This is a genomic window from Acinetobacter lwoffii (assembly GCF_024129685.1).
In the GTDB taxonomy this organism is placed as follows: domain Bacteria; phylum Pseudomonadota; class Gammaproteobacteria; order Pseudomonadales; family Moraxellaceae; genus Acinetobacter; species Acinetobacter lwoffii_X.
Genome location: NZ_JAMXXL010000018.1, coordinates 1 through 23,090, shown reverse-complemented (window position 1 = coordinate 23,090; position 23,090 = coordinate 1). Strand labels below are relative to the sequence as shown.

At 45.9% G+C, this 23,090-nt stretch carries 20 protein-coding genes and 1 pseudogene; 14 read left to right on the top strand and 7 right to left on the bottom strand.

Annotated features, from left to right (window positions below; all coding sequences use genetic code 11):
• Positions 1 to 57 precede the first annotated feature (57 nt).
• The 4 genes from NI464_RS09780 (at position 58) to asd (ending at position 3,794) form a co-directional block, all read left to right on the top strand.
• Complete coding sequence (locus NI464_RS09780) at positions 58 to 588, top strand: ankyrin repeat domain-containing protein (protein ID WP_253138264.1); 531 nt, start codon at positions 58 to 60, stop codon at positions 586 to 588.
• 119 nt (positions 589 to 707) lie between these two features.
• Complete coding sequence (pncB, locus tag NI464_RS09775) at positions 708 to 1,913, top strand: nicotinate phosphoribosyltransferase (RefSeq protein WP_004729084.1); 1,206 nt, start codon at positions 708 to 710, stop codon at positions 1,911 to 1,913.
• A gap of 184 nt (positions 1,914 to 2,097) precedes the next feature.
• On the top strand, positions 2,098 to 2,946 hold the full coding sequence (locus NI464_RS09770; RefSeq protein WP_253138263.1) for a sulfurtransferase: 849 nt from the start codon (positions 2,098 to 2,100) through the stop codon (positions 2,944 to 2,946).
• Positions 2,943 to 3,794, top strand: a complete 852-nt coding sequence (gene asd, locus NI464_RS09765; RefSeq protein ID WP_004729088.1) for an archaetidylserine decarboxylase — start codon at positions 2,943 to 2,945, stop codon at positions 3,792 to 3,794. Before NI464_RS09770 ends, asd begins: the two co-directional genes overlap by 4 nt.
• Positions 3,795 to 3,989: 195 nt before the next feature.
• Here the strand turns inward: asd and NI464_RS09760 are convergent, their stop codons facing one another.
• On the bottom strand, positions 3,990 to 4,607 hold the full coding sequence (locus NI464_RS09760) for an SPOR domain-containing protein (protein ID WP_004281265.1): 618 nt from the start codon (positions 4,605 to 4,607) through the stop codon (positions 3,990 to 3,992).
• 298 nt (positions 4,608 to 4,905) lie between these two features.
• Positions 4,906 to 6,696, bottom strand: coding sequence for an arginine--tRNA ligase (gene argS / locus NI464_RS09755; protein ID WP_253138262.1), 1,791 nt, complete (start codon positions 6,694 to 6,696; stop codon positions 4,906 to 4,908).
• Between the two features lie 259 nt (positions 6,697 to 6,955).
• Here argS and NI464_RS09750 point away from each other — a divergent pair, with 259 nt between their 5' ends.
• Positions 6,956 to 7,243: a DUF2798 domain-containing protein gene (locus NI464_RS09750; RefSeq protein WP_004647201.1), complete on the top strand. Its 288-nt coding sequence runs from the start codon at positions 6,956 to 6,958 to the stop codon at positions 7,241 to 7,243.
• An 81-nt stretch (positions 7,244 to 7,324) separates the two neighbouring features.
• Here the strand turns inward: NI464_RS09750 and NI464_RS09745 are convergent, their stop codons facing one another.
• The 3 genes from NI464_RS09745 to NI464_RS09735 are packed head-to-tail and all read right to left on the bottom strand — an operon-like array spanning position 7,325 to position 9,781.
• Positions 7,325 to 8,626, bottom strand: coding sequence for a DUF445 domain-containing protein (locus tag NI464_RS09745; RefSeq protein ID WP_253138261.1), 1,302 nt, complete (start codon positions 8,624 to 8,626; stop codon positions 7,325 to 7,327).
• An 11-nt stretch (positions 8,627 to 8,637) separates the two neighbouring features.
• The gene (locus NI464_RS09740) at positions 8,638 to 9,189 is read right to left on the bottom strand and encodes a CC0125/CC1285 family lipoprotein (RefSeq protein ID WP_253138260.1); all 552 of its coding nucleotides are present in this window, start codon (positions 9,187 to 9,189) and stop codon (positions 8,638 to 8,640) included.
• Between the two features lie 52 nt (positions 9,190 to 9,241).
• Positions 9,242 to 9,781, bottom strand: a complete 540-nt coding sequence (locus tag NI464_RS09735; RefSeq protein WP_253138259.1) for a DUF924 family protein — start codon at positions 9,779 to 9,781, stop codon at positions 9,242 to 9,244.
• A gap of 211 nt (positions 9,782 to 9,992) precedes the next feature.
• Here NI464_RS09735 and gshA point away from each other — a divergent pair, with 211 nt between their 5' ends.
• Together gshA and NI464_RS09725 are read left to right on the top strand one after the other, a co-directional pair.
• On the top strand, positions 9,993 to 11,570 hold the full coding sequence (gene gshA, locus NI464_RS09730) for a glutamate--cysteine ligase (RefSeq protein ID WP_253138258.1): 1,578 nt from the start codon (positions 9,993 to 9,995) through the stop codon (positions 11,568 to 11,570).
• Between the two features lie 19 nt (positions 11,571 to 11,589).
• Positions 11,590 to 12,117: a disulfide bond formation protein B gene (locus NI464_RS09725; RefSeq protein WP_005108174.1), complete on the top strand. Its 528-nt coding sequence runs from the start codon at positions 11,590 to 11,592 to the stop codon at positions 12,115 to 12,117.
• A 52-nt stretch (positions 12,118 to 12,169) separates the two neighbouring features.
• Here NI464_RS09725 and NI464_RS09720 read toward each other — a convergent pair whose 3' ends face one another.
• On the bottom strand, positions 12,170 to 13,501 hold the full coding sequence (locus tag NI464_RS09720; protein WP_253138257.1) for a GPI inositol-deacylase: 1,332 nt from the start codon (positions 13,499 to 13,501) through the stop codon (positions 12,170 to 12,172).
• 246 nt (positions 13,502 to 13,747) lie between these two features.
• On the opposite strand from NI464_RS09720, the gene NI464_RS09715 reads away from it, so the two are divergent.
• The 7 genes from NI464_RS09715 (at position 13,748) to urtE (ending at position 22,191) form a co-directional block, all read left to right on the top strand.
• Positions 13,748 to 14,341 (top strand): YqiA/YcfP family alpha/beta fold hydrolase, encoded by a 594-nt coding sequence (locus NI464_RS09715; RefSeq protein ID WP_224216507.1) that lies wholly within the window; start codon positions 13,748 to 13,750, stop codon positions 14,339 to 14,341.
• A 1-nt stretch (position 14,342) separates the two neighbouring features.
• On the top strand, positions 14,343 to 16,223 hold the full coding sequence (gene parE, locus NI464_RS09710) for a DNA topoisomerase IV subunit B (RefSeq protein WP_004729108.1): 1,881 nt from the start codon (positions 14,343 to 14,345) through the stop codon (positions 16,221 to 16,223).
• Positions 16,224 to 16,582: 359 nt separating this feature from the next.
• The gene (gene urtA, locus NI464_RS09705) at positions 16,583 to 17,863 is read left to right on the top strand and encodes an urea ABC transporter substrate-binding protein (RefSeq protein ID WP_004729110.1); all 1,281 of its coding nucleotides are present in this window, start codon (positions 16,583 to 16,585) and stop codon (positions 17,861 to 17,863) included.
• A 94-nt stretch (positions 17,864 to 17,957) separates the two neighbouring features.
• Positions 17,958 to 19,589, top strand: a complete 1,632-nt coding sequence (urtB, locus tag NI464_RS09700) for an urea ABC transporter permease subunit UrtB (protein ID WP_004729112.1) — start codon at positions 17,958 to 17,960, stop codon at positions 19,587 to 19,589.
• Positions 19,590 to 19,593: 4 nt separating this feature from the next.
• Positions 19,594 to 20,667 (top strand): urea ABC transporter permease subunit UrtC, encoded by a 1,074-nt coding sequence (gene urtC, locus NI464_RS09695; RefSeq protein WP_004729114.1) that lies wholly within the window; start codon positions 19,594 to 19,596, stop codon positions 20,665 to 20,667.
• On the top strand, positions 20,664 to 21,482 hold the full coding sequence (urtD, locus tag NI464_RS09690; protein WP_253138256.1) for an urea ABC transporter ATP-binding protein UrtD: 819 nt from the start codon (positions 20,664 to 20,666) through the stop codon (positions 21,480 to 21,482). The genes urtC and urtD overlap by 4 nt, the downstream gene beginning before the upstream one ends.
• Positions 21,483 to 21,492: 10 nt before the next feature.
• The gene (urtE, locus tag NI464_RS09685) at positions 21,493 to 22,191 is read left to right on the top strand and encodes an urea ABC transporter ATP-binding subunit UrtE (RefSeq protein ID WP_004729117.1); all 699 of its coding nucleotides are present in this window, start codon (positions 21,493 to 21,495) and stop codon (positions 22,189 to 22,191) included.
• A 245-nt stretch (positions 22,192 to 22,436) separates the two neighbouring features.
• On the opposite strand, the pseudogene NI464_RS09680 reads toward urtE, so the two are convergent.
• Positions 22,437 to 23,000 (bottom strand): annotated as a pseudogene (locus tag NI464_RS09680) (phospholipase D-like domain-containing protein); the annotation flags it as partial.
• Positions 23,001 to 23,090: the final 90 nt, after the last annotated feature.

Genomic DNA, 23,090 nt, shown 5'->3' with positions numbered 1-23,090 from the left:
AGGATAATTCAGTTTTTCAGGACTTAAATTTCCCTTCGATTTCTGCTGGAGTTCATCATGAAAGTTATGTCATCTGTGTTTTTAGCCAGTATTCTCACGATAGGTTCCGCATTCGCAAACGTGACTGTCGCGAAGGAGATCTCCCCCGCTAAAACTGTGAACCATGTTCAGATGAACTCACAACAGGAATTGGTCGACCTATTCTTTGCTGCTGCCAAAATTGGCAATAGCGAAGTTATCAACGAATTTTTAAAACATGGCTTTCCGGTCGATGTACGCAATAAAGACGGTTATACACCACTGATGATGGCGACTTATTATGGTCATCAGGATATTGTCGCCAGCTTGCTTAAACATGGTGCCGACCGCTGTGCTCGAGACAATCGAGGCAATACGGCCTTGATGGGGGCTTTATTCAAGATGGAATTTGCGATTGCCAAGCAGTTGCGTCAGGTGGACTGTGATGTCCAGGCGCAAAAAACCGGACAAAAGACCACAGCCGAATTTGCCAAGGTCATTGGCCAGGAAAAACAGCTACAGAAACTGATTCAGGAACAGGAAAAAGCTCAGACCAACACCCAGAAATAAACCGGGTTATGCTTCTGATACTTTTGTCGCAAATACAGCCAGCTGTACGTAAATCCTGCATTATTGCATGACTTTTTATGCTTTAATGCAGAGATAAGCACAGCGATATTCCCTTAGTTATGGCTCCAATTATCCATTCTCTGTTAGATACTGACTTGTACAAATTCACTATGTTACAAGTGGTCTTACACAAGTTTCCGCAAACGCATAGTGTCTACCATTTCCGTTGTCGTAATCTGGAAGATACAGTCTATCCACTGACGGATATTCTGGATGACCTGAATCATCAACTGGACCTGCTGTGTCAGCTAAAATTCAAAGAAGATGAACTGCAATATTTAAGAAGCTTACGTTTTATCAAAAGCGATTTTGTGGATTATCTGGAACTGTTCCAGCTCAAGCGCCGTTTCATCAAGGCCAGTATCGACAGTCAAGGCCGTCTGGATATTGTGGTGGAAGGCCCGATGGTTCAGGCGATGATGTTCGAGATCTTCGTACTGGCGATTGTCAATGAACTGTATTTCAGCCGCATTCGCACGCCTGAAGTGTTGGCTGAAGGCGAACACCGTTTAAAAGCCAAAATCGAGCTATTAAAACAGTATGATGCTGCGCAAAACCCCAATGATCCACCATTCTTGGTGTCAGATTTTGGTACGCGTCGCCGTTACAGTTTCGATTGGCAAAAGCATGTGGTCGAAGAATTTCACAAAGCCGCACCGCATGTGTTCCGTGGGACCAGTAATGTACTGTTAGCCAAAGAGCTGGGCATTACCCCGATTGGTACCATGGCGCATGAATTCCTGCAAGCTTTTCAGGCGCTGGACGTACGTTTACGTAATTTCCAGAAATCTGCACTGGAAAGCTGGGTACAGGAATATCGTGGTGACTTGGGTATTGCCTTGACCGATGTGGTGGGGATGGATGCATTCCTGCGCGACTTTGATCTGTACTTTGCCAAGCTGTTTGATGGCTTGCGTCATGATAGTGGCGACCCTTATGAATGGGGTGACAAGGCCTATGCGCATTATAAAAAGCTGAAAATAGACAGCAAAACCAAGATGCTGACTTTTAGTGATGGCCTGAATCTGGAAAAAGCCTGGAAATTGCATCAGTACTTTAAAGACCGTTTTCAGGTCAGTTTCGGCATTGGCACCAATCTGACCAATGATATGGGGCAAACCCCACTCAATATTGTGCTGAAACTGGTGGAATGTAACCGTCAGTCAGTAGCCAAAATCTCGGATAGTCCGGGCAAAACCATGACCGATAATGATACGTTCTTGGCCTATTTGCGTCAGGTTTTTGAGATCAATGAACCTGCCTAAGTCAGTTTGAACAATTCATAATTTTAAAGAACCGTATCTATGCAGATGCGGTTTTTTTATGCAAGAGTATTTAAGACTAGGGTTTAGCTAAAATCTTGCTAATCATCTGCAAAGAAAGCGCATAAGTCTAAAAACCAGCTGTGCTAAGATCAACAGGATTTGACCAATAATAGCCATGATAACGATGACCGCTGCAGCTTTTAATTTTGGCCTGCTGATTGAGGCAGAAGATTTAGTTCCCTATTTGGGCCATGAAAAACTTCGTATTGTCGACCTGAGCCGTGCCTCTGTGTATGAGCAGCTGCATATTCCGCATGCCTTGCATTTAAAGCCTAAACTTCTGGTGCGTCAGGAAGAAACGGCGATGGGACTGTTACCGGATACCGAAGGCTTGCAGGCTCTCATTGATTATCTGAATATTTCTCCTGAGCATCATGTGGTGGCTTATGATGATGAGGGCGGGGCATGGGCAGGGCGTTTGCTCTGGAACCTACATTGTCTGGGTTTTGAAAATACCAGTCTGTTGAATGGCGGGATTCATGCCTGGCTCGGTGCTGGTTTGCCGACTTCTTCCAGTCAGGAGCAGTTTGCACCAGTGAAGAACGTATTGCAGGTTAATCTCGAGCATCAGGCGAATTTTCAGATTGGCTATGATGAACTGCGCCAACAGGTTGAAAATCAACAGGTTCAAATTTGGGATTGCCGCACGCAAGATGAATATACTGGCCTACGTTTAGCGGCTCGACGCGGCGGTCACATTCCGGGAGCACGTCATTTTGAATGGAGTACTGCCCTTAATCGCGAAAATCATTTAAAATTACAGCCTTTACCACGTACTCAGCAGCGTCTGGAACAACTGGGCTTTGATTTGAATCAACCCGTTGTGGTGTACTGCCAGTCCCATCACCGCTCAGGTTTGGCCTATATTCTGGGTCGTTTACTGGGCTGGAAAATTCGAGCCTATGATGGTGCGTGGAGTGAATGGGGCAACTGCCTCGATAGTCCAATCGCTACAGGGGAGCTGCCATCTTGAGCATCACGTCACGTTTAAAACAACAGTTTTTTATTAAAGCTCAACGATTAGTACCGCAACATCGCTTGTCTCGGGTGGTGGGTAAAATTGCCGCCAGCGAAAACCCGATTATCAAAACTGCTGCAATTACTGCCTTTAAGGCGCAGTATGGCATTGATATGTCGATTGCTGAACAGGCCAATGCCCTGAAATTCAAGTCATTTAATGAATTTTTTACGCGTGCCCTAAAAGAAGGTATCCGTGCGGTTGATCCAGATGCTACGAGCATTGTTTCGCCTGCAGATGGTGCGATTTCCCAGCTGGGTAAAATTGAAAATGGCGATGTGTTTCAGGCCAAAGGCCAGAAATTTACCGTTGAAGCCCTGATTGCTGATCCGCAACTGGCCGAGCCATTCAAAAATGGTGAATTCGCGACCGTATATTTGTCGCCACGTGATTATCATCGGGTGCATATGCCATTTGCTGGCACCTTGACTGAAACGTTATATGTACCGGGCGAGCTGTTCTCGGTCAATCAGGTGACCGCAGAAAATATTCCGGGCCTGTTTGCACGCAATGAACGTATGGTCTGTCTGTTTGATACTGAAATCGGCCGTATGGCGGTGGTATTGGTCGGTGCGATGATTGTGGCGGGTATTGAAACCGTGGCAACCGGCAAAGTGAAGCCTTCAGGCCGGATCGAACTCAATCAGCATGACCTGTTCCTGGAAAAAGGGGCGGAGCTGGGGCGTTTCTACCTCGGTTCAACTGCAGTGATTTTATTTGAAGAAAATAAAATGCAGTGGGATGCCGCATTCAAGGCCAATTCTTTGGTGAATATGGGTGAAGCGCTGGGGCATACAGTTTAAAGATTTTAGCCTCCCTTTATTAAAGGGAGGTTGGAGGAATTAAATATTTTCTCGTTTAGAATAAATAAAAATCCCCCTCAGTCCCCCTTTTGAAAAAGGGGGATTTCCTCTCCTTATAGGACATGAGCAGCACTGCTGCGCAAGGGAGAGGTTCAAAAAAAAGCGCCATCAGGCGCTTTTTTTATTTCTAGAAATTTACCGTTTCACGACGATGGAATCGATCCCGCTATTCTGCAAGGTTTGCTGTGCGATAATTGCAGCTTCTGCAGAATCATAAGGGCCTGAAACCACGCGATACCAGACTTTGCCATTTTCTACACTGCGTACCACATCGGCAGATAAACCATTGAGAATAATTTCGGCACGGCGGGCATCGGCCTGATCCGGGTCATCAAAGCTGCGGACTTGCAGAATATAACTGGCCGGAGCGGCAACAGGCGCTTCACTGGCTTCTAAACCAGGCTCAGTTGTGGTCGCCTCAGGTGGAGCTACTTCAGGTCGAGGCGCTTCTACAATTACTACCGTATCCTGATTTTTGTTTTCAGGGACGGCCTGTTCAGGAATAGGCGTCACTTGTTGCTGTGGTAACAGGTCATAAAAACGGTAATCTTTATTGGTATCTTCTTCTTGGACAGATTCAGCACTTGTTTGAGTTTTCGGTTTGACCGGTTCCCATGGCTTCCAGAGCATCAGTGCCATCAAAAAACTTAACACGATTAAAATGATCACGAGTGTGCCGAGCCAGGTTGGAATAAGTGGCTTTTTAGGCTTATTCGGTCTTTCAGATACACCGCGTTGCGTTTTTCCAAACACTTGGGAATTTCCTCTTATTAATCGGGACATATAGAAAAGGCATAACAGCAGTTATGCCCTTACTATCACTTCATCCTATGTGATCAGGATACAAAAGTCATCCTCTAGATCACAAATCACACAGAATTTTAATTTATCTGTATCTTCAAGCACATAGCTAAAGTTACAAAATGTCTGCTCAGAAGATAAATGGCAATACGTGGCATGTTCTCAAGCTAAACTCTAAACATGCCAAGTTGTTTGCATGCTCACTTCGAGCATAGCTCTCGTCTTGCGAGCATGCAAAACAGTGTTTTGCTTACATGCTCTCAGGAGCTGATACGCCAAGCAGTTCCAGACCGTTACGCAGTACCTGACGCACGTTCACTGATAACAATAAGCGTGCTTGGGTCAATTCAGCATCATCACCGAGTACTTTATTGTCGTTGTACCAGCCGTGGAATAATGCTGCCAGTTCTTTTAGGTAGTTACCGATTTGATGCGGCTCATAGCTGTTTGCAGCACGTACCAGAATTTCTGGGTAGGCAGCCAGCTTGGCCAGGATTTCAGTTTCAGCATCAAGTTCAAGCTTGGCCGCCAAATTACGTGCTGCTATAGCATCAAAGTTGACATTGGTAGAAGCTGCTTTTTCTAACATACGACAGATACGGGCATGTGCATACTGGATGTAATACACGGCGTTGTCCTTGCTTTGTGACACAGCAAGATCCAGGTCAAAATCAATGTGCTGTTCAGACTTACGCATTACGTAGTAAAAACGTGCAGCATCATTGCCGACTTCTTTACGCAGATCACGCAAGGTCACAAACTGGCCTGAACGGGATGACATTTGTACCATTTCGCCGCCACGCCAAAGACTTACGAACTGAACCAGAAGAACCGTTAATTTCTTCGAGTCATAGCCTAGCGCATCAATGGCCGCTTTTACACGTGCGATATAACCGTGGTGATCTGAACCCCAGATATCAATAATATCGGTATAGCCACGCTGTAACTTGTTCAGGTGGTAAGCGATGTCAGACGCGAAGTAAGTGGTCTGGCCATTACGGCGTTTCACCACACGGTCTTTTTCATCGCCGAATGCAGTGGATTTAAACCAGATGTTGCCATCCAGTTCATACAGGAAACCACGCTGATCTAAGGTCTGTAAGGCTTCTTCAATTTTGTCTGTCAATGATTCTTCGCTGAACCATTGATTGAAGGTTACACCAAACTCGCCCAGGTCATCTTTAATATCATCCAGAATCGCTTTAAGCGCGGCTTGCAAGAATACGCGGTAGCCTGTGCCAATTAACCCTTGTGAGTTAAAGATCAAACCATCGATGTGTTTTTCTTTATCGCCAGACAATACGACTTTATTACCATCTGCATCTAACTCAGCTGCAAACTGTACATCTTCAGGCACGTCTTTATACACGTCAGCCACAGGACGGACATAAGCATCGCCATCCTGGTCAATAATGCTTTGTGCGATTTCTTTTACGTAGTCGCCTTGGTAGGCATTTTTTGGGAATACCAGTTCCTGACCCGTTAACTCTAAGTAGCGCAGATAAGTCGAAGTCGCCAGAATGTCCATTTGACGGCCAGCATCATTGACATAGTATTCGCGGTCGACTTTGGCACCAGTCGCTTCAAGCAAGTTCGCAACCGTCATACCATAAGCGGCGCCACGACCATGACCTACGTGCAGGCTAGAGGTCGGGTTGGCAGACACGAATTCAACCTGAATGCGTTTATCCGCATTGACCTGGGTACGACCATAAGTCGCCTGTTGTGCCTGAATCTGATCGAGGACTGCAAAGCGCTGGTCGGCATTCAGGAAGAAGTTAATAAAACCAGGACCGGCAATTTCTGCCTTGCTGATATCCGCCACTTCAGGCAGGGCAGCAAGAATTTTTTCCGCTAAATCACGTGGCTTCATACCCGCAGCTTTCGACGCGATCATGGCAATATTCGACGCAAAGTCACCATGGCTTCGGTCTTTGGTACGCGTCAAATTACTTGTATTGTTCCAGTCAGATGGGAGTACGCCTTGTGCCTGTAAAGTGTGCACTGCATGATCGAGAGCTGCTTGTATTGCCGTATTCATAATCAGTCGAAAATAGAGATCGCAGAAAAACAGCAAATATAGCAAATTTCAGGCTGTTTAGGTAAAAGCATTTCTAGGGAATAAAAAGTAGAGGATCACTTCGTTAGAAGTTTTTGACTAAAGAAAGGGAAAATCAACGGATTAATCCCGTGAAAATAAAACCAGTTTTTAGCTCAACATTTCAGATGAAAAAAACAATGCTTCACTGTACAGAATTTGGCTTATATTAGTCATCTGAAAACAGTAAAAAGAGCATGTCGTGGCTGCATCACAACGTCCGACCATTATCGGTCATATTCCTAAACTCCCTGCAAAATGGGCATTGATTATTGTGCCTTTTATCCTGTCCTGCCTGATGAGTGGCATCATTTCCATGATCAATATGCTGCGCAATCTTGGTTGGATTGATGGATTTATGGCACTCTGGTTTCATAACTGGATGATTTCCTGGGCGATTGCTTTTCCGATTGTGGTGACCTTATTGCCGTTCGTACGCAAATTCACTGGGCTATTGGTCGATATGTCCGGACCTCAGCCACCCAAGTGATCATTTTTAAATTTAATCGGGTGGGGGCAGCTCTCTGACGATTTAAAAGCTGGGCTGTAAGAGGAAATAGCTTCATCAGCTTTAAATTAAATGCTCTACCGCCGCCCGGATAATCCCGAGCACCAGACCGATACAGGCACCGACCACGACACCATTGACCCGGATCATATGCAGGTCACCGCCGACTTCATTTTCAATCTTGTCGATCATCTCGCTTGAATCCCATTCGTGAATGCGCTCGCTGATAAAGCGAATCACTTTTTCACTGTACTGGTCACTCAGGTCAACCGCGATAGAGCTCAGACGTTTATTCAGCAGCTCACGTACCGAGGCATTCGAAATGATATTTTCTCCGACCTGTTGAATGGCAATTCTGAGATTTTCCGCAATACCCGAATCCGGTTTTTGCAAGTCTGCCTTGATCGCATCACATAAAATCACCACCGCACCGCTGATAAAATTCAGCACTTGTGGACTATCCAGTAAGGCATCTTTGGTTTCATTCAGACGCTGGCTGGCTTCACTGTCATTATCCGCCAGCTGCAACATCCAGCTATGTCCCATGTTCTCAATTTTAAGTCGCCATGGATGATCTGGATCGGCCAACATGGCTTCAACCCGCCCGATCACGGAATCAATACTGCGTTGCTGCACGTCAATCCCGATCCAGCTGGCGCCTTTGGCCAGTTTCCACACACCCATTTCCTTAAACAGGTTACGGGTCAGCTCGCGGGTTTGTTCAGGATGTGAGGTCATCCAGGCATGCACCACATCCAGTCCGCGCTGTAGTACATCCTGATGGAAATCATTGTCCAGAACGGCATGCAGCATTTCGCTGGCCAGGGTATTGATCTGGGTATTTTTGACCCATTGCACGCTGTTGCTCTGGATAAATCCGGCAATCTGTTCCTGTCCCACAAATTCAAAGATTTTAGGCACCGTCTGCTGAATGACCTGAGTCACTTGGGCATTGTTTTGTGGATTAGCCAGCCAGCGTCCTGCAGCCAGACTCAGGTCGATACTGTCCAGACTGCGCTGTACAATTTGCGGAGAAAGAAAATTTTCCTGCACAAAACGGCCCATCGACTCTGCAATACGGGCCTTGTTACGTGGAATGATTTCGGTATGGTCACGTAAAAACTTGGGAATGGGCAATCTGCCAAAAGGGTTACGAAACAGTACGGTAATCGCATACCAGTCCGCCAGACCACCGACCACACCCGCTTCTGCCGAGAGCATCAGAATATGAATGAGCCAGACATATTCGGGTAGCAGTTTGGCTGCAACCATCAATGCCAACCAGATCAGTACGGCGACCACCAGGGCGATGGTCGCGAAACGTTTACTGCGTTGTAAGCTCGGGGAGATACGCTCTGTCTGCATAGATCATCCTGTCAGGAGGGATTGGCCGGTTGCGGTTGCAGCACTGCACCGGATGGACTTAAACCATATTTAGCCCCAAGTGACTGTAAAATCAAGCGGGCATCAAAAGCATCCTGAGGTGCCTGATTGGCCTTGAAGCATTCAATGGTATAGGCTACCTGTGCAGGATCGAGGGTCACGGTATAAGGACGGTCATAGAACGGGTCTGGCCAAAACCCTGGATATCGGCGGTAATACCCATAAGGATAATAGCTTGGCGCCGGATAGACGATGGCCTGACGTGGAGGTTGCTGGGTGCGGTTACTTGGATCATTCAGTACTCTGAAGAACTGAAAGCCATTTTGTACGGTGGTCTGGGCGGCTTTGACCAGAGTAATTTCCTCAGCGGTGCCAAAACTCATGTTAGGGCGGGCCTGAAAGCTGATACGGTAAGTGTTACTGTTAAGAGGAGTGGTACTGTAGCGACCTAACTGATCAAATGTTAAGGGCTTTGAAGGTGTGGTTGCACAGCCGGTCAGGCTGATGGCAGCAATCATACTCAATCCCAGTAGCATGTTTTTCATGTTCGATCTCCTGATGCAATGATCCAGTCCAGACAGCCGGTCTTAAAAAATCTTAAAAACTGCTATCGGGCTGGGTCAGGAAAGTAAGTTCTTCATCGGTCGAGTCACGACCCAGAATCTGGTTCCGGTGCGGGTAACGTCCAAAGCGGTCAATAATAACTTTGTGCTTTTTCTCGAATTCCAAATTGGTCGGATTGCCCAGACGCTGAAATAATTTTAACGCGAATTCATGAATCAGTTTGGATTCGCTGTGCATAAATGGCATATACAGAAAGGCACGCTGTTCCGGACTGAGCTGTTGATCTAGATTCAGGCTGATGGTTTCCTGAGCCAAGGCCAGTGCCAGACTGTCTTGGGCAAAAGCTTGGGGAGAATCACGGAATAAATTTCGTGAAAATTGATCTAGCACAATAATTTCGGCCAGCCGACCTTCTGCTGTTTTACGCCAGCCCCAAAGTTCAGCCCGGGCTGCCTGCTGATGGGTGCTCATGAACTGCTGCGCAATACTTTGGTCGAATTCATGACTTTGGCTAAACCATAAGGGCTGGCTGTCCGCATGAAACCAGAAGTCTAAAATATCTTGATAATTCATAATATTTACAATTCATTAGCATCTATTTGTTAATAAAATCACAAATTTTCCATGTCTTATAGAGGAAGTTTGTGTTAAAAATTTGCCAAATTAAAAATCAATAGTTTGCCTGAAAACTAGGCAGCCTGTCATGTGCCGGCACGAAATCACGTTATACTGATTAAACCGATGATTTTAATTTAATAATTTAGCCCCCTTAAGCGAGATTGTAATGAGTCAACCTGAATCGACTTCCCAAAATGTGTTACCGACCTGGGTCGAGTCGTCACTCATCAAAGGCATGCTGCGTGGTATCGAGCGTGAAAGCTTACGTATGCAAAGTGATGGTTTCCTGTCACAGGCAGCGCATCCTCGTGCCTTGGGTTCAGCCTTGACTCATCCACATATCACCACGGACTATTCTGAAGCATTGATGGAGTTTATTACTCCGCCACAAGACAGTATTAAAAAGGCGCTGGACTATCTCAGCGATATTCATGCAATTGTACATCGCCATCTGGAAAATGATGAAAAGCTCTGGCCTTTGTCGATGCCGTGTATGCTGGACAGCCGCGATGACAGTATTCCGCTGGCACAGTATGGCAGCTCGAATATCGGTTTATTTAAAACCTTGTATCGTCATGGTCTAGGTGTGCGTTATGGCCGCCGTATGCAGACGATTTCAGGTGTGCATTACAACCTGTCTTTCCCGGATCATCTGTTCGAGGCCTTGCAACAGCAGGAACAGGACGAGGCGCTGCAAGCATTGAGCTTGCAGGATTATCGCAGTCATCGCTATATGGGCCTGATCCGTAACTTTATTCGTCTGACCCCACTGGTGATGTTCCTGATCGGGGCCAGTCCGGCGGTCTGCCAGTGCTTTATGACTGGCCGTGATCATTTCTTGCTGCCATTGGTCAAAGGCACCTTGTATTCGCCTTATGCGACTGCGCTACGTATGGGACGTTTTGGTTATCAAAACTCTGCACAGAAACAGCTCGGTATTCACTACAATAATTTGCAGGACTATCTGGACGGACTGCAAAAAGCGGTCAAAACGCCCTATAAACCGTTTAGTCGTTTGGGATTAGATGATGCCAATGGCCAGCCGATCCAGATCAATGATCATGTGCTGCAAATCGAAAATGAATATTACAGCTTAGTGCGCCCGAAACAGGTACCGCTTGCAGGTGAAACGCCGTCACAGGCACTGGAAAATCGTGGGATTGCCTATGTCGAGCTGCGTGCAGTCGATGTCAATCCATACAGCCCGATTGGCATTAATGAAGATACGGCCGGCTTCCTCGAAGTCGTAGCCTTGTACTGTTTATTGCAGGACAGTCCGGCGCTCCTCAGCAATGAACAGGATATTATTGAACAGAATCAGGCTGAAGTAGTGAACCGCGGCCGTGCGCCAAATGCGGCAATTATGGAAAATGGCCAGTCTTATCCGATTGAAGATTGGTGTGCCATGCATTTGCAGCGTATGCATCCCCTGGCCAAGCTGTTAAATTCAGCCTACGACAGTACTCTATATACTGATGCTTTAAAAACCATGATGATCCGGGTCGATGAAGTCGATGCCACCTTGTCTGCTCTGGTGGTCGGGGATACACGTGAGCAGGGCGGTATGTGGCATTTTGGCCAACATCTGGCCCAACAGCATAGCAGTGTCTATGAAGAACATCAGCTCAGCCCGGAAACCCTGGCTTATTTTGAAGAAATGTCACAAAAGTCATTGCAGCAGCAACAGCAACTCGAGCAAGATAGCAGCGTCAGTTTTGCTGATTATTTAGCCCAATATCGATAAAAAAATAAGAGGATTCACCATGCAATGGGGTTATCGCTTCGTGAGTGGTATGTTGTTTCTGGCTGCTGTCATCGGCATGGCATTTGCCTTATATCTTGAGCATGTACAAGGTCTGGCGCCTTGTCCGCTCTGTGTGTTTCAGCGTGTCGGATTAATCGGACTCGGGATCATCTCACTGATCGCATTCCTGCATAATCCTGCATCCAATCTCATGAAGCGGCTATATGCTTTGCTGGGTTCGCTTAGTATTTTGTGGTCTGTGGGTGTGGCTGCGCGTCATGTCTGGCTACAGAACCTGCCACCGGATCAGGTGCCGAGCTGTGGTCCCGGTCTGGAATACTGGCTGGAAACCCTGCCGATGCAGTCTGTACTGCAACAGGTACTGAATGGTTCTGGTGAGTGTGCCACCATTGACTGGGCTTTTCTGGGGCAGTCTTTACCGGTCTGGTCGCTGATCTTCTTCAGTATTTTATTGCTGGTCAGTCTATGGCAACTGCTGCGTAAATATAAAACCGCACCAGTGAAACGACTCAGAGATAAATACTAATCAAGTTCCTATTAAAAAGCCCTCAATGGAGGGCTTTTTAATGTACGGAGAGTTAAGTCAGGGCAATACCTTCCAGACTGTCCAGATCCGTCATATATTCACGAATCTGATCAAAGGCCTCATCTTCTACACTTGGATAGAACCAGCGCGCCACCTGTTCCGCCACCAGTGGATGATATTGAATTTCAAAATGGTTCAGGCCATAAAAAATCGCCTTGTGTGCATCCGGGACTTTGAGCTGGAAACGCGGATTGGGATGCTCGCCCAAAGCACTTTTAATACTCACCAGATAATCACCAATCACATGCAGGGTCTTGTTCTTGCGGTTTTCAAACTCGATGGTGCCGGCGACCAGATAGGTGTCGATATGAGAGGGAATCGGGGCAGGTTTACGGTGATCATCCATAAAGCCGATCCGTAGCGGATTATGCTCCCAGTCATCATCCCGGACGCTGCCATGGCGTAAATCCAGAATACCGTTACTGCGAATATTGACCAGATGGCCAAGCAACCGGATCAGTGGAAAATGTCCGAGTTTGTCCTGCAAGCTAAAACCAAAACGTTCCAGTACCGCACCATGATGCGGTGAACCCAGACAGACCAGATTCTCCACCATGTTGACCCAGCTATACACATTCTGCTTGCCATAGAACAGTGCGCTGCGTGACACCAGTCCACCCATGCTATGGCCGATCAGGTCAATACTGGTAATTCTAGGATTGCGAACAACCAGATCCTGTAAGGTATTCGCCAGACTGCGACCATTGGCAGAAATCCGGCGTCCAGTATTGTAATTCAGGTAGAGCATGGTATTGCGGTCGCGCTGCGCCAGTAATTTTGCCCCAATGCCTTCATATTTGCGATTTGACCAGTCTAAATGGTTCATGCATAAGCCATGTACAAACAAAGTAATACGACCGCTTAGCTCACCTTTTTGCAGCGAGCCATAATGGTCATAGATCACCATCGGCAGGGCTAGAGGGTTTTGATATTTCAGCAGATAATCCCCGATAATGCCATTTAAGACACTGACCAGAAAATGCAAGGAAGGTGTCAGCGGTTTATTATGCAGTTTAGGAAAGCGTTCAATAATCTGGCGCAAAGCAGGGGCAATCAGGGTATTGCCGTAATGAAACAGCATGTCATAAGACATTTGATAGAGCCGCACAATCGACGGAATATTCTGAATTTTTTCAGAATTATTTTCACTTAAACCGAAAATACTCATTAAAATTTTGCGTTGAATACTCTTGATCAGCTCCTGGATCACATCGTTAAAGCGCATCGTCACCAGCTGCGCCAGACCTTCCAGTACATCGGCCTGACTCGGCGGGGTTCGGTCCCATCGACAATAGGTTTCATGTAACGGTGTCAAACTTGGCATCTGATCCTGTCCTTTCAATGAGCCGCATGTGGTGCCATCTTTCTTTTTAAAGAACTTCGCGGTATAAATTCTTTTTCTTGTTGAGTTTCCGGATTTTGAGGGCCTCAGCTTAAAATAACGAGAATGAGAAAAGATTTTGGGCTTTTTTGTCAGACAATTTAAGCAATTAACTGGTCTTATAACGTAGTGTACTTCACATTATTTAAATTAAATTTTGATGATTGATGGGTTTTTTGTTGGTAGTTCATGAATATCATTTATTTGCATGGTTTTAAGAGTAATTCGAACTCGATCAAGGGGAAATTGCTGCAACATTACTGTGCAAAGTATCCTGAAATTCAGGTACATTTACCCGATTTAAACATGTCACCGAACGCTGCCATTGCGTATGTTTCTGGCCTGATTGAATCGATGCATGATGTGGCGTTACTGGGCAGCAGTCTCGGCGGATTTTATGCGACACATCTGGTCGCACAGCATGCTGTGCCTGCTGTACTGATCAATCCGGCAATGCGACCATGGCAACTGTTTCGTGAACTATTTGATGAGCAACTGCCTTATCAGGTTCATCCGAAATGGTGTCTGGATGAAGCAGATCTGGTACAACTCCAGCAATTGGCCCTGCCTGTTGCACAAGATGCAGACAAAATACTGGTTCTGCTGCAACAAGGCGATGAAGTTTTGGATTATCGTGAAGCACATCGTTATTATAGTGCTGCGCATCCCCCTGCAATACTGATGACTGAAGCGCATGGCAGTCACGGGATGGAGGATTTTGCGGAAAAAATTCCGTTCGTCTTACAGTTTTTATTGGACTGCATAAAAAAGGAAACCGAATAACGTGTCTCAATATACGGCTCAATCTCTTGAAGTTTTATCTGGTCTGGATCCGGTCCGTCGTCGTCCGGGTATGTATACCGATACTTCTCGTCCCAACCATTTGGCACAGGAAGTGATTGATAATGCTGTCGATGAGGCACTGGCAGGACATGCCAACAAGATTACCGTCACGGTCTATAAAGATGGTTCTTTATCAGTCGAAGACAATGGCCGTGGTATGCCGGTGGATATTCACCCTGAATATGGCCAGAGCGGTATTGAAATTATCATGACTAAACTGCATGCCGGCGGTAAGTTCAGCACCGATAACTACCAGTTTTCCGGTGGTTTGCATGGCGTCGGGATTTCGGTGGTCAATGCGCTTTCGACCCGAGTAGAGGTTGAAGTTCAGCGCCAGGGCAATCTGTATAAAATGGCCTTTGAAAATGGCGAACCGGTTGCACCGCTTGAAGTACTGGCAGGTAAGGCACCGAAACGGGTATCAGGAACTACAGTACAATTTTGGCCTGAAGCCAAATATTTTGATTCGCCAAAATTTGCCCTCAAAGCTTTAAAACATAATCTCAAAGCCAAAGCTGTTTTGGCGGCGGGCTTACAGATCAACTATGTTGATCAGATCAATGATGAAAAAATCACCTGGCAATTTGAAAATGGTCTAGTCGACTATTTAATGGATGAGCTGGAAGACCGTGAAATTATTCCGGCACCGGCTTTTGTCGCCACAGGTGACGCAGAGCGCGCCAGCGCAGAATTTGCGATTTGCTGGAATGTTGAAGGTGGTGAAAGCGTCCAGGAATCTTATGTCAACCTGATTCCAACCGCACAAGGTGGAACCCATGTGAATGGTCTGCGTTCAGGTGTCACCGATGCGATGCGCGAGTTCTGTGAACTGCGTAATTTGCTGCCGCGGAATATGAAACTCTCTGCCGAAGATGTCTGGGATGGCGTCAACTATATCCTGTCGCTGAAATTCCAGGAGCCGCAGTTCTCGGGTCAGACCAAAGAACGTCTGTCGAGCCGTGAAGCAGCAGGGATTGTGCAGAATATTGCCAAAGATGCCTTTGCACTGTGGTTGAACCAGAATTCTGACATCGCCATGCAACTGGCAGAAATGGCCATTTCTAAAGCCGGTCGCCGTTTAAAAGCTGCGAAAAAAGTTGAGCGTAAGAAAATTGTTGCGGGTCCAACTTTGCCGGGGAAACTGTCGGATTGTGTAGGCCATGATCTCGATCAATCTGAATTATTTATTGTGGAAGGGGATTCTGCCGGTGGTTCGGCCAAGCAGGCGCGTGACAAGAATTTCCAAGCAATCATGCCAATTCGTGGCAAGATCCTGAATACCTGGGAAGTCTCTTCTGATGAAGTACTAGCGTCTCAGGAAGTACACAACATCGCGATAGCCATTGGCGTGGATCCGGGTTCAGATGACCTGTCTGAGCTGCGCTATGGCAAGATCTGTATTCTGGCCGATGCCGACTCGGATGGTCTGCATATTGCCACTTTGCTGTGTGCACTGTTTGTAAAGCATTTTCCGACTCTGGTGGAAGAAGGGCATTTATTTGTAGCGATGCCACCATTATTCCGAATCGATGACAATAAAGATGTGCACTACGCTTTGGATGAAGATGAGCTGAATAGCATCCTGAAAAAATGCAAAACCAAGAATCCGCAAATTACCCGATTCAAGGGGCTGGGCGAGATGAATGCCAGCCAGTTACGTGAAACCACACTTGATCCAAACACGCGCCGTCTGGTGCAACTGGATCTGGATGATGCTCATCATACCGCAGGGTTACTGGATAAACTTTTGGCGAAAAAGCGTGCCAGTGACCGCAAAGACTGGTTGGAGCAAAAAGGTAATCTGGCAGATTTGGTGGTTTAAACTATCGAATTTAAGCAGTAAAAAATCCCGCAAGCGCGGGATTTTTTGTTTTAAAACAGTGCAAAAAATATTCAAGGTGCTGCACTTTATTTGTACATCATCTTCTATCTTAGTTTTGGCATATTTTGATTGGTCTTTATGCAACTTATTTAAAGTTGAGTCTGAGTTCTACATTGCAATAGGGCTTTAAGTCTTTTTAGTATGACTAAATACATGATTCATAGTACAAATAATGAGATCAGTTAAAGTGAATTTTTTTATTTTTTGAAGCCTTGGCACAGAAATTGAATCACTCCATCCAGATGTACAACAAGACAAGCATGAAAAATGCACCATTATAAAGTTTGGAGAAAAATCTGATGTTCCAACGCAATTTATTTTCAAAAAGTATTTTAGCCGCAACCATGGCAGGGGCTGTTGCATTAACGGGGTGTTCAAAATCTGCTGAAAAAGCAGAAGCCCCGGGCGCAGAAAGCAAAGTCGCAGACAGCGGCGACACGATTAAAGTCGGGATCCTGCATTCATTGTCAGGCACGATGGCAATTTCTGAGACCTCACTGAAAGATACGGCCTTAATGGCGATTAAGGAAATCAATGATAATGGTGGGGTACTGGGTAAAAAACTGGAACCTGTGGTGGTCGATCCAGCATCTGACTGGCCACTGTTTGCAGAGCAAGCACGTCAGCTGATTACCCAAGACAAAGTCGCGGTAATTTTCGGTGCATGGACGTCGGTGTCACGTAAATCTGTCTTACCAGTGGTTGAAGAGCTGAATGGCTTATTGTTCTATCCCGTACAGTACGAAGGCCAGGAACAATCCAAAAATATTTTTTATACCGGTGCTGCGCCTAACCAGCAAGCCATTCCTGCGGTGGAATACTTGATGAGCGAAGAGGGTGGTAAAGCGGAGCGTTTTGTTCTGCTCGGTACAGACTATGTGTATCCACGTACCACCAACCAGATTTTACGTGCTTTTTTAAAGTCTAAAGGCGTGGCTGATGCGGACATCATGGAAGAGTACACGCCATTTGGTCATAGCAACTATCAAACCATTGTCGGCAATGTGAAAAAATTCGCAGCTGGTAAAAAGACTGCGGTGATCTCGACCATCAATGGCGACTCGAATGTGCCGTTCTATCGTGAATTGGGTAATCAGGGCATTAAAGCCTCTGATATTCCCGTCATGGCGTTCTCGGTGGGTGAAGAAGAACTGCGTGGTATTGACACCAAGCCATTGGTCGGTCATTTGGCGTCATGGAACTATTTCATGTCAGTGAAGAATCCGGTCAATACAGAATTTACCAACAAAATGAAGCAGTATGCAGTGGAATTCAAACTGCCGAATGCAGACAAGCTCGTGACCAATGACCCAATGGAAGCAACTTATGTCGGGATTAACATGTGGAAGCAAGCCGTTGAAAAAGCAGGTTCTACAGAGGTCGATAAAGTCCGTGAAGCGATGGCAGGTCAGGAATTCAAAGCCCCATCCGGCTATACCTTAAAAATGGATGCGACGAATCACCACTTACACAAGCCAGTCATGATTGGTCAGATTCGTGGCGATGGACAGTTTGATGTGGTCTATAAAACGCCACAAGCCATCCAGGCACAGCCTTGGAGCCCGTACATTCCGAAATAACAGCTATCTTTTGCCTGCCACAGCCGTGGCAGGTGTCCTCTGATTTTTTTCTTACTCTCCACGGAAAATTTCCAATGGAATAGGGGTGAATATAATGAATATTCGCGTGAATATCGCCGCTATTTTTCTGGTATTTGTACAGGTTATTTGTGTGCAACTGGTATCAGCAGAACAATCCTCAAATAGCACTGCATTGACTGCAGCAATACAACAAGATGCAATCCAGCAATTTGTGCAAGGTGATTTTGCCCAGCGCCGTGCTTTACTGAAGCAATGGCCGGGCAGTATTGAGCAGTTAGATCAGCTTGCAGAATATGTTGAAAACGAGCAGCTTTATAGTGGGGCTAATGGTCAAACCTATATTTTAGAATCGGACGAAAAATTACTCAGCTATCCGAGTCTAGGCATCGTTGCAGATTGGCCGAGTGACTTATCACAAGTGACTTTGGTGAATACCTTGCGTAAAGCGCTCAACTTTGGTTTGGCACAAAGAAAACTCAAATCTGAAGATGCTTCCGAGCGTTTAGAAGCGATTGATATTTATGAAAGCAACTTGGCAGAGCTGAATGTTGCTCACATCAATGCCCTGTATTTGAACGAACAAAATAACAAAGTCAAAGCCCGTTTGGCCCAGCTTAAAGCGCGTCTGGATTATCAAGATGCAAATGTCTTAGTTAAAATTCAAGCGGCGAAAGCCTTGCAAGACTCCAATCGTCCCGATGTCTTGGCGATGATCGACAATGAGCTGACACAGCCGAATATCCATTCTGAGCTGAAAGCGGCTTTGCTTGAAGCGAAAAGCAGTATTAAAACCCGGATTCAAGCCAGTGAATGGACTGGGCATTTATTTTCAGGGCTGAGTACTGCGAGTATTTTACTGCTTGCAGCACTCGGTTTAGCCATTACTTATGGTTTGCTCGGTGTCATCAATATGGCGCATGGTGAGCTCATTATGATTGGCGCCTATACTACTTATGTGGTGCAAAGTCTGTTTAAAAGCTATTTGGGTAGCTATGTCGAGTGGTACTTAATCGCCGCGATTCCTGCGGCATTCTTGGTGAGTGGACTGATCGGTATGTTGATTGAACGTACCGTGATTCGTCCATTATACGGTCGTCAACTTGAAACCTTGCTTGCCACTTTTGGTGTCAGCCTGATTCTGATGCAATTGGTACGCATGACTTTTGGTGCGCAAAATGTCGAAGTTTCTAACATTTCCTGGCTGTCAGGCGGGATCTCGATTACTCCAAGCTTGATGCTGCCCTATAACCGTATTGCGATTATTGTCTTTACCATTGCAGTGCTTTTGTTGTTGGTTTACCTACTGAATAAAACCCGTTTTGGCTTGTTTGTACGTGCGGTGACGCAAAACCGTCAAATGGCGCGAGCAGTCGGTATTCGTTCAAGCCGTATCGACATGATGGCCTTTGGTTTAGGTTCAGGTCTTGCAGGACTAGCCGGATGTGCTTTGGCACAAGTCGGTAACGTCGGGCCGGATTTAGGGCAAAACTATATTATTGATGCCTTCTTGGTTGTAGTAGTCGGTGGTGTAGGTCAGGTGTGGGGTGCAGTCCTTGCAGCGCTTGGTCTGGGTATTAGCGGTACAGCCTTGGAAATTGGCATTGGTGCGGTACTGGCAAAAATTGTTCTCTTGGTGCTTGTGATTTTGTTTATTCAGAAACGTCCACAAGGTTTGTTTGCCATCAAAGGCCGTTTTGTGGAGTAAGCACATGAAGATTACACAATTACTTTCAGATAAACCACGTAGCGGTATCGCCATAGCCGTGTGCTTTGCCATCTTATTGGCATTGCCATGGCTACATTTATTACCTGCCGATTCAACCCTGCATTTATCTGCTTATTGGGTCACCTTGATTGGCAAAATCATGTGTTTGGCTCTGGTGGCATTGGCTCTGGATTTGGTCTGGGGCTATGCTGGGATTTTAAGTCTGGGACATGGTTTGTACTTTGCCCTTGGCGGTTATGCCTTTGGGATGTACTTAATGCGCCAGTCTGCAGGCGATAGCATTCCTGACTTTATGCGCTTCCTCAGTTGGACGAAAGTACCGTGGTTTTGGGTCGGTACGGAATACTTCCTTTGGTCATTGGCACTTGTGGTTTTAGTACCGGGTATCATTGCCTTTATTTTTGGTTTCTTTGCTTTTCGCTCGAAAATTAAGGGCGTGTATTTCTCGATTATTACTCAAGCCATGACTTTTGCAGCAGCGCTTCTATTCTTCCGCAATGAAACCGGCTTTGGTGGCAACAATGGTTTTACCGGTTTTAAAACCATTCTAGGCATGGACATTACCTCTGCATCGATGCGTGCGAGTTTGTGCTTTATCACCGCACTGGTATTGCTGCTCTGTTTTGTTGGTTTACGTCATTTAATGAATAAACCCTATGGTCGGGTGTTGGGGGCAATTCGTGACAGCGAAAACCGTCTGCAATATTTGGGTTATCGTACGCTCTGGTACAAGCTCTCTGCTTGGGTGCTTTCTGCGGTTATTGCAGGGATTGCAGGCGCGCTGTATGTGCCGCAAGCAGGCATTATTAATCCAAGTGAAATGAACCCAGTGAACTCGATTGAAATGGCAGTTTGGGTGGCAGCGGGTGGACGTGGCACACTGATTGGCCCACTAATTGGTGCAGGCATCATTAACGGGGTAAAAACCTATTTTACTTCGGCTTATCCTGAAGCATGGCTGTTGATTTTGGGTGCGTTATTTATTGTGGTGACCATCTTTCTGCCAAAAGGCATTATTGGTCTGTTTGACCGTTTTAAAAAGGAGCGTAGCGAATGAGCGAGATCCTACAACCGCATGGTGGTCATGCTTCTGAAGGCTATGGTCGCCCAAAAGAACAAGGCGCGGACTTTACCCATGGCATTGCGCTGTATTTAGAAAAAGTCAGTGTCTGGTTTGATGCCTTTCGTGCCCTAAATGATTTATCGCTGTATATCGAAGAAGGGGAATTACGCTGCATTATTGGACCGAACGGGGCGGGGAAAACCACCCTCATGGATGTGATTACCGGAAAAACCCGTCCAACTGAAGGCGCTGCATTTTTCGGGCAAAACTATGACCTAGCCAAAATGAGTACCGAGCAAATTGCTGAAGCAGGCATTGGGCGTAAGTTCCAAAAACCGACCGTGTTTGAAAATTTCACAGTCATGGAAAATCTATTACTTGCTGCACCCAAAGACAAGCGCGTGAAAAAGAGTTTCTTTAGCAAGCTTGATCCGGATGCCCAAAATGCCTTGGATGAATCACTTGCGCAAATTCGTTTGCAAGATTTCGTCAATAAACCTGCTGGCTTGCTATCGCATGGTCAGAAGCAATGGCTTGAAATTGGCATGCTACTCATGCAACGTCCAAAACTGATTTTACTGGATGAACCTGTAGCAGGCATGACCGATGCCGAAACCGAACGCACGGCGGAGCTGTGTTTAGAACTCAAGAAAAACCATACCCTTGTAGTAGTCGAGCATGACATGAGTTTTATTGACACCATTAGTGAAAAAGTCACGGTATTGGCACAAGGGGCAATTTTGGCAGAAGGCACATTGGCAGAAGTTCAGGCCAATGAAGATGTCATTGAAAAGTATCTAGGACGTTAAGGAGACCGTGATGTTAGAAGTCAAAGACGTCAATCAATTTTATGGTGGCAGTCATATTTTACGTGATGTGTCGTTGACTGCACCTGTGGGTGAATGTTCGGTGGTGCTTGGACGCAATGGAGTGGGGAAAACCACGTTATTGAAATGTCTGATGGGTATTTTACCGATTAAATCCGGACAGATTTTGCTGGATGGCAAGGACATTTCGAAACTCAGTCCTGAACAACGTGTCCGTGCAGGTTTGGCTTATGTGCCCCAAGGTCGAGATATTTTTTCAACTTTAACCGTGGAGGAAAACATCCTCATTGGTATGGCGAAATTTAAAGGCGCAAAGACACGTAAAGTACCTGAGCATCTCTATGAAATTTTCCCTGTGTTGGATGAAATGAAGCACCGCCGCGGCGGAGATTTGTCTGGTGGGCAGCAGCAGCAGCTTGCCATTGCACGTGCACTTGCTTCTGAACCGCGTGTGCTGATTTTGGATGAACCGACTGAAGGTATTCAGCCATCCATTATTAAAGATATTGGTCGTGTGATTCGTAAGCTTGCCGATGGCGGTGAGATGGCAATTGTGCTGGTCGAACAATTCTATGACTTTGCTGAAGAACTTGCCGATGGATATACCGTGATGGCACGTGGGCAGGTTGTGGCGCAAGGTGTGGGCAGTGAAATGCCTGAGAAAGGTATTCGGGAGTTGGTGGCGATTTAAGGCTTTTAGCTCCTTCTCCTATGGGAGAAGGCGGGGGATGAGGGTTTATCTTTATTTACCTCTCCCTAATCCTCTCCTAGAAGGAGAGGGAAAAAGCCTCCCTAAGCAAGATATAAGCACTGCTTTATATCGAAGCGTAAGAAAGGGAGGTTTGGAGGGATTAAATTTTAAATCTCCTCTTACGAAGCAGAGCTTCTCATCTCTTAAAGAGAGAGGGGAATTTTCTTTTTTGAATAATGGAGGGATCAGATCTTCGTATTTTCATTCCATAAAAAATAGCCGCCGTACTGACTTGGAAGGTATTCACCACCGATGGATTTGCCTTGGTCAGTTAAAAAATGTTTACCCGTGTCATTCAACTTTAAAAAGCCTTTATCCACTAACTTTTCAAGTAAATCTGCTGTTTTAATTTTATATTTGGCAGCCAGTTTGGAGGTGGTCAATTTACTAAAGGCATTAGCTTCTTCATCAGTTTGACCTAAATCCTCAGTGTTCGGATTAGCTTTAACTTCATCTAAGCTAATCCGGACTTCTTCGCTAATCCGAATAATACGCTGCGCTTCTTCATAAGCATCTTTAAAGACGTCATCATCTTCATATTTACGTACTGAAATACCCATTTCATTGTTATTGACCTGGCTAAATTCATAGAGGTTTAAACTGGAAATAATACATTCCGATTCATTGAGATAGCACTTTGCATGCAGGTTTTTGCAGAAACTCAAACGGACATAGTCCAGTTTTTGAATCCATTTGATTTCTTCAGGATGCAAATCACTTTTGCCATAGACAATGCGAACATCAATTTTTGATCCTAGCCAAGATACTGGACAATCGGTCCCTCTAAAGATAGTTTAATTTTAATCTTTGGAGATGTAAAAATGGCTAAACGCTTTAGT